Annotated in this window: 3 protein-coding genes and 1 tRNA gene; all 4 read right to left on the bottom strand. The window is 52.0% G+C overall.

All coding sequences use genetic code 11. From position 1 onward, the window contains the following. Window positions 1-202: 202 nt before the first annotated feature. A tRNA-Ser gene (locus ABDW36_RS12975) sits at window positions 203-287 on the bottom strand. 315 nt (window positions 288-602) lie between these two features. Beyond that, on the bottom strand, window positions 603-2,012 hold the full coding sequence (locus tag ABDW36_RS12970; RefSeq protein WP_343702328.1) for an efflux transporter outer membrane subunit: 1,410 nt from the start codon (window positions 2,010-2,012) through the stop codon (window positions 603-605). 16 nt (window positions 2,013-2,028) lie between these two features. Next, window positions 2,029-5,202: an efflux RND transporter permease subunit gene (locus ABDW36_RS12965; RefSeq protein WP_343702327.1), complete on the bottom strand. Its 3,174-nt coding sequence runs from the start codon at window positions 5,200-5,202 to the stop codon at window positions 2,029-2,031. Between the two features lie 77 nt (window positions 5,203-5,279). Continuing rightward, a complete protein-coding gene (locus tag ABDW36_RS12960) occupies window positions 5,280-6,320 on the bottom strand; it encodes an efflux RND transporter periplasmic adaptor subunit (RefSeq protein WP_343702326.1) in 1,041 nt (346 codons plus the stop codon). Window positions 6,321-6,662 lie beyond the last annotated feature (342 nt).

The following is a 6,662-nucleotide window of genomic DNA, read 5'->3' as shown; positions in this document are numbered from 1 at the left end:
TTACAGTCAAAATCGTTGTTGCAAAGATTGCCACACTCCCCTAAAACACCAATGCCCCGCAACCTGCGAGACATTCAAAAGTGAGCGGAGGAAGAGGGATTCGAACCCCCGGACCTGTTACAGTCAAAATCGTTGTTGCAAAGATTGCCACACTCCCCTAAAACACCAATGCCCCGCAACCTGCGAGACATTCAAAAGTGAGCGGAGGAAGAGGGATTCGAACCCCCGGACCTGTTACAGTCAACAGTTTTCAAGACTGCCGCAATCGACCGCTCTGCCATTCCTCCGGCGCAAAAGTATAAATCCGGATGAATTTAAAAAAATTTTTTTCGCGCACGGCACCCCTAAACGCCTAAAACTCACTGCAGACAAGCCTTTCAGTCAATAAAAAAACCGGTAAACCGCCGTTCCCTTAGCTAAGTTTACCGGTACAACCTGATGTTCATGAAGAGCGGTGTAACGTTGACAGATGATAGTTGCCTTTTGCATTCTTCCTTTTAACCTGTCTGTTGATCCGGAAATACAACCATCACCTGTCAACGCTTCCCGCTCCGTCTGCAGCAAAAAAGTGGTCACCTCTCCCCTGCAAAGAACACCGGGTTTTATTGATAGCCGCCCCCGAGGGAGCGGTAAAGGTCTACCATGGCGGTCAGCCGCTGGCGACTGATATCTGCCTGTGTCAGTTCCGCCTGCAGGCTGCTGCTTTGCGCCGCAATCACCTCCAGGTAGTTGGCCAGGCCGCTGCGGAAGAGCAGGCGGGCGTTAGATACGGCCTGCTGCGTGGTTTCCAGGCGGCTGGTGGCAATGGTTTCCTGTTCTTTCAGTTTTTCCAGCTGCACCAGGGCGTCAGATACTTCGCGTACGGCGCTGGTAACCGACTGCCGGAAGAGGATCACGGCCTGGTCCCGCTCTACTTTGGCTACCTCCAGCTGCGTTTTCAGGCGCCGCTGCTGGAACACGGGCTGGGCTATATTGCCCGCCACGGTGCCGAACAGGGAGTTGGGAATGGAAAACCACTTGCCTATTTCGTATGCATTGAGGCCGCCGTTGGCAGTGAGGCTGAGCGCGGGGTACATGCTGCCCTGCGCCACGCCTACATTGGCGTTGGCCGCTTTCAGGCCCAGCTCGGACGCTTTCACGTCCGGGCGGTTGCTGATCACGGCGGCGGGTAGACCGGTGGCCAGCTCGTCCCATACTTTAAGATCGGCCAGTGTGGTATTGCGCGGCACGGCGCCGGGCATCTGGCCCATCAGTATGCGGATGGCGTTTTCCTGGATGGCAGCGGCCTGCTCCAGCTGCGGCACCAGCAACTCTGCGGCTTGCTGCTGCGCTACAGCCTGCTGTACCGCCAGCTCCGTTACATCACCCGCTGTTTTCTGCATGCGGATCATTTGTACAATGGTATCGCTCAGGGAGACATTGCTGCGGGCTATACGAAGCTGCTCGTCCAGCATTAGCAGGTTGAAATAGCTGTTGGCCACGTTGGCCACCAAGCCGGTTTGTATGGCTTTGGCCGCTTCAAAAGACTGCAGATAGCTGGCCAGGGCGGCCTCTTTCTGCCGGCGTATCTTTCCCCAGATGTCTATTTCCCAGCTAATGCCTACGCCCAGCGTGAAATCCTCAATATGGTTCGTTTTGAGGAAGTTTTGCAGGCTCAGGCCGTTCAGGCTGTTCTTGGACGGAATGCTGGTATTGGCCGTGGCATTGGCCGTTACAGACGGCAGCAGGGCGGCCTTGGCCTGCTTTACGTAGGCGGAGGCGGCTTCAATGCGCTTCAGCGCCACCTGCAGGTCAAAGTTGTTCACCAGCGCGTCTGTAATGAGCTGCTGCAGCGTGGCGTCAGGGAAAAACTGCCGCCATGATGCTTTGGCAATGGTACTGTCTGTTGCCGGCGTTCTTACAAACTGCTCCGGCAGGGCCACTTCGGGCCGCCTGTAGTCTTTTCCGACCTTACAGGCGGCAAACGAAGCTGCCGTTAGTATAGCTATTATATATTTTGAGTATTGCGTCATATACCTTTGATTTTACTTATACTGTTGCTTCTTCCATTTCCATCTCCATCTCTTCTTCATAAACCCTCAAGCCAGGACGGCCGGTTATTTTTTCCTGCAGGAACTGGAATATCACATACAGTACAGGAATAATAAATACGCCCAGTATTACGCCCGTCAACATACCGCCAATGGCGCTGTAACCAATGGAATGGTTACCAACCGCGGAGCCTTTCTGCACAAATACCAGGGGGATCAACCCTACAATAAAGGCGAATGAAGTCATCAGGATAGGACGAAGCCTGGCCCTTGCCCCGGCCAGCGCCGATTCAAGCAGGCCCATCCCGTTACGCCGCCGCTGTACGGCAAATTCCACGATCAGGATGGCATTCTTCGCCAGCAAGCCTATCAACATGATCATACCAATCTGTACATATATGTTATTGTCCAGACCGGCAAAACCGATGAAGGCGAATACACCCAGGATACCTGTAGGAATGGTGAGGATAACTGCCAGCGGCAATACATAACTTTCGTATTGCGCCGCCAGCAGGAAGTATACGAACAGGATGCTGAGCAGGAAGATGTAGATCTGCTGGCTGCCGGCGCTGATCTCTTCGCGGGTTGCGCCGGTCCATTCGTAACCATATCCATTGGGCAGTGCCTCTTTTGCGGTCTCTTCAATGGCCTTGATGGCATCGCCGGTACTGTAACCCGGTTTGGGCGTACCATTGATGGTCACGGCATTGAACATGTTGTTGCGCGTCACGGTTTCAGGGCCGTATACACGTTTGAGTGATACCATTGATTTTACCGGTACCATTTCGTTCTGGTTATTCTTCACGTAAATGCCATCCAGCGAGTGGATATCGTTCCGGTAAGGCACGTCAGCCTGCGCTACAACACGATAGTATTTTCCGAAACGGTTAAAATCCGAAACATAACTGCTACCGTAATATATCTGCAGGGTCTGCATCAGGTCATTGATGGATACGCCTAATTGTTTGGCTTTGAAATTATCCACTTCTACCTTGTATTGGGGGTTGCCGGCAGAGAAGGTAGTGAAGGCCGCGCCAATCTCCTTTCTTTGCATCAAAGCCCCGATAAAGGCCCAGGCGTTAGTGCCCAGCTGGTCCAGCGGGCGCCCCAGCTTATCCTGCAGCATGAACTCAAAGCCACTCACGTTACCAAAACCCTGCACTGTGGGGAAGGTAAAGAAGAAAGCGTTTGCATCTTTCAGCTGGCTTGCCGGCCCATACATCATTCCGGTAATCTGGTCAATATTCTCTACCTCGCCTCTTTCCCCTCTGTCTTTCAGGCGAACGAACCCTGCGGCGTAAGGAGATGCAGCGGCATTGCTGATGAAGTTAAAGCCATCCACCGTCCACGTATGCTTTACCGCCGGGAATTGGCGAAGCGCCTCGTCTATTTTTTGCGTAGACTTGTGCGTTCTGTCCAGAGAACTGCCCGGAGGAGTGTTCAGGGCATATAATACGAAGCTCTGGTCTTCTGTAGGAATAAACCCGGTAGGTGTTCTCAAGGCCAGTATAAACGCCCCGATGGTTACTACCACCAGGAGGCCGATGGCAATTGCCTTGCGGCGGATCAGGAAATTAAGGCTCTTAACGTACCGGTTTGTCATGGAGCGGAAACCGGCGTTAAAAGCATTAAAGAAGCGGCTTCCAAAGCCCGTCTTCCTGCCATGCTCCCCTTCTTCAGGTTTCAGGAACAAGGCACACAGCGCAGGGCTCAAGGTCAATGCGTTGACCGCAGAGATCATGATCGCGATGGCGAGCGTAAATGCAAATTGCCTGTAGAATACGCCTGCAGGGCCCTGCATGAAGCCAACGGGAATAAATACGGCCATCATCACCAGGGTAATGGAAATTACGGCCCCTGATATTTCATCCATCGACTTCAGGGTAGCCTTTCTCGCCGGCCACCGGGTATGCTCCATTTTGGCGTGCACCGCTTCCACCACCACTATCGCATCATCCACCACAATGCCGATTGCCAGCACCAGGGCGAACAAGGTTAGCAGGTTGATGCTGAAACCAAACAGCTGCAGGAAGAAAAATGTGCCCAAAATGGCCACCGGTACTGCAATAGCAGGAATCAGCGTAGAGCGGAAATCCTGCAGGAAAATGTATACCACCAGGAATACCAGCAAAAACGCGATCACGAGCGTTTCACGGACCTGGTGTATGGAGGCGTCCAGGAAGTCCTTGGCGTTGTACATCACCTCCGTTTTCACACCGGTAGGAAGAGTGGCTCTGAAATCCACCAGCAGCCGCTCAATGTTGTCCAATATCTCATTGGCATTGGAGCCTGCCGTTTGAATAATGGCGAAACCAGCAGCCGGTTTGCCGTCCAGCAGGTTGTTCGCTCCATAGTTGAGAGAGCCGAACTCTATACGGGCCACGTCTTTCAGACGAAGCATAGACCCATCGCTGTTGGCTTTTACGATGATATTCTCATAGTCCTCGTCCAGGCTCAGCTTACCCTTGTATTTCAATACAAATTCAAAGGTTTCAGTGCTGTTTTCGCCTAAACGGCCAGGAGCCGATTCAATGTTCTGGTCCCTGATCGCGTTCAGTACATCCTGCGGTGCCAGATTATTGGCTGCCAGACGGTCCGGCTTTAACCAGATACGCATGGAATAATCTTTGGCGCCAAAAATCTGCGCCTGGGCTACGCCGGGTACACGCTGTATCTGCGGGATCAGGTTGATCTTGATATAGTTCTGGAGAAACTTTTCATCGTACTCCTTGGGGTTTTCACTATACAACCCCATGAACATGATGAACCCGTTCTGCACTTTCTGCGTGCTGATGCCCGCCGTTACCACTTCTGCGGGCAACTGGCTGGTGGCTTTGGATACCCTGTTCTGCACGTTTACGGCAGCAATATCGGGATCGGTTCCCTGCTTGAAAAAGACCGTCAGCACCATACTACCGTCGTTATTGGAGTTGGAGGTCATGTAGGTCATGTTCTCCACGCCGTTCACGGCTTCCTCTATCGGGTTAGCCACGGAGCGGGCCACTACTTCGGCGTTAGCACCGGGGTAAACAGCCGTCACCGTAACACTGGGCGGCGCAATGTCCGGAAACAACGTAACAGGCAGGGCGAAGTAGGATATAATGCCCAATAATAGCAGTATTATGGACACCACCGTAGAAAGCACCGGCCTTAATATAAATCTTCTTAACATGATGAATTCACTTTTTAGATCGTAAGTACAAATCGGTTTTGCATGTCATGCATGGCAATGAAAGCATGGCCTCTTACTTACAATGGTTTTGACTTAAGCACACTGTCTGCCGGTACCGGCTGTGGTGTGATGACAGCTCCGTCCCTTAAATTCCCCGTTCCGGACAAAACGATCTTCTCCCCTGCTTTCAGTCCTTCGCTGACAAAATAGAGGTTGGCTGTCTTTCCGGAAATCCGGATGGGCCTGCTGGCCACTTTATTGCTATCGGCCACCGTATATACCAGCACTTTGTCCTGGATCTCAAATGTAGCTTCCTGCGGTATCGTAATGGCGGCAGGGACCTCCTGTGCAAACCTTACTTTGCCTGTATTGCCCGTGCGCAGCACACCATCGGGGTTGGGGAACGTAGCACGGAAAGTAATAGCGCCGGTGGTTTTATCGAATTGTCCCTCTATTGTTCCTATCTTCCCTTTTTCGGAGAACGTACTGTTATCTGCCAGTATCAGCTCTACAGGAGGGGCGCTCTTCAGCTTTTCTTCAAGCGTCTTTCCCGGAAAGTTGTTCTGGAAAGTGATAAAGTCCGTTTCGCTCATTGAAAAGTAAGCGTACATTTCATTTACTTCGGAAAGCACGGTGAGGGGCTGGGCATCGGCGTTGCTTACAAGGGCGCCTACTTTATAAGGTATCCTCCCTATGTAACCGCTCACGGGAGCAGTAACCAGGGTATAGCCTACATTGATCCGCGCGCTGCCTGCCGCCGCCTTGGCCTGGGCCAAAGCTGCCTTTGCGGCCTCATAGTTCGCTTTTGCCGTTTTCAGCTGCACGTCAGAGATCACGTTGCTGGCAACCAGGGGAGACAGGCGGTCCACCTCAACCTGCGCCTTTTCAACGTTAGCTTGCGCAGCAAGCTGGTTCGAAGTGGCGCTGTTCAATTGTTCGGCATATACTTTCGGATCTATTTTAAACAAAGGCTGCCCTGCTTTTACATAAGCGCCTTCATCCACAAATATCTTTTCAAGATAGCCGGATACCTGCGGGCGCACGTCTACATTCACCTTTCCTTCCAGTGAAGCGGGAAATTCCAGGTAAGTGGTAGCCGGCCCTGATACAACCGCCATCACAGGCAATTGCGGGGGCCCTTGGTGGACCGGGCCTGCCTGGGGAGATGAGCAGCTATATAATGATACAGCCAACATCAGGATGCCAAGTGAGTAGACAAGCGGCTGATGTGCGATCATTTTTTCGTGTAATGGATTGTCGGATTTTAATACTGATTTCATACTTCGGTTGTTTATAGAAAAAAATTTAGAACGTTCACATCCACGCTGTATCCCGTAAACGGAAGACAATACAATAAAGCAACCAGGGCATGATAATGCCGGTGCATTCAAAACATGGTGTGAAAAAAAGGAAGACTGTAATACTGCCTGGGCTTGCAGTATAACTGAAACTAGTAATCC

This window comes from Chitinophaga sp. (genome assembly GCF_039596455.1).
In the GTDB taxonomy this organism is placed as follows: Bacteria; Bacteroidota; Bacteroidia; order Chitinophagales; family Chitinophagaceae; genus Chitinophaga.
Note: the sequence above shows the minus strand (reverse complement) of the source record. Positions and strands in the feature narration are given on the sequence as shown.

Coding starts and splice junctions, on each gene's coding strand:
- ABDW36_RS12970 (WP_343702328.1), bottom strand. CDS start 2,012: ATGACGCAATACTCAAAATATATAATAGCTATACTAACGGCAGCTTCG.
- ABDW36_RS12965 (WP_343702327.1), bottom strand. CDS start 5,202: ATGTTAAGAAGATTTATATTAAGGCCGGTGCTTTCTACGGTGGTGTCC.
- ABDW36_RS12960 (WP_343702326.1), bottom strand. CDS start 6,320: ATGGCGGTTGTATCAGGGCCGGCTACCACTTACCTGGAATTTCCCGCT.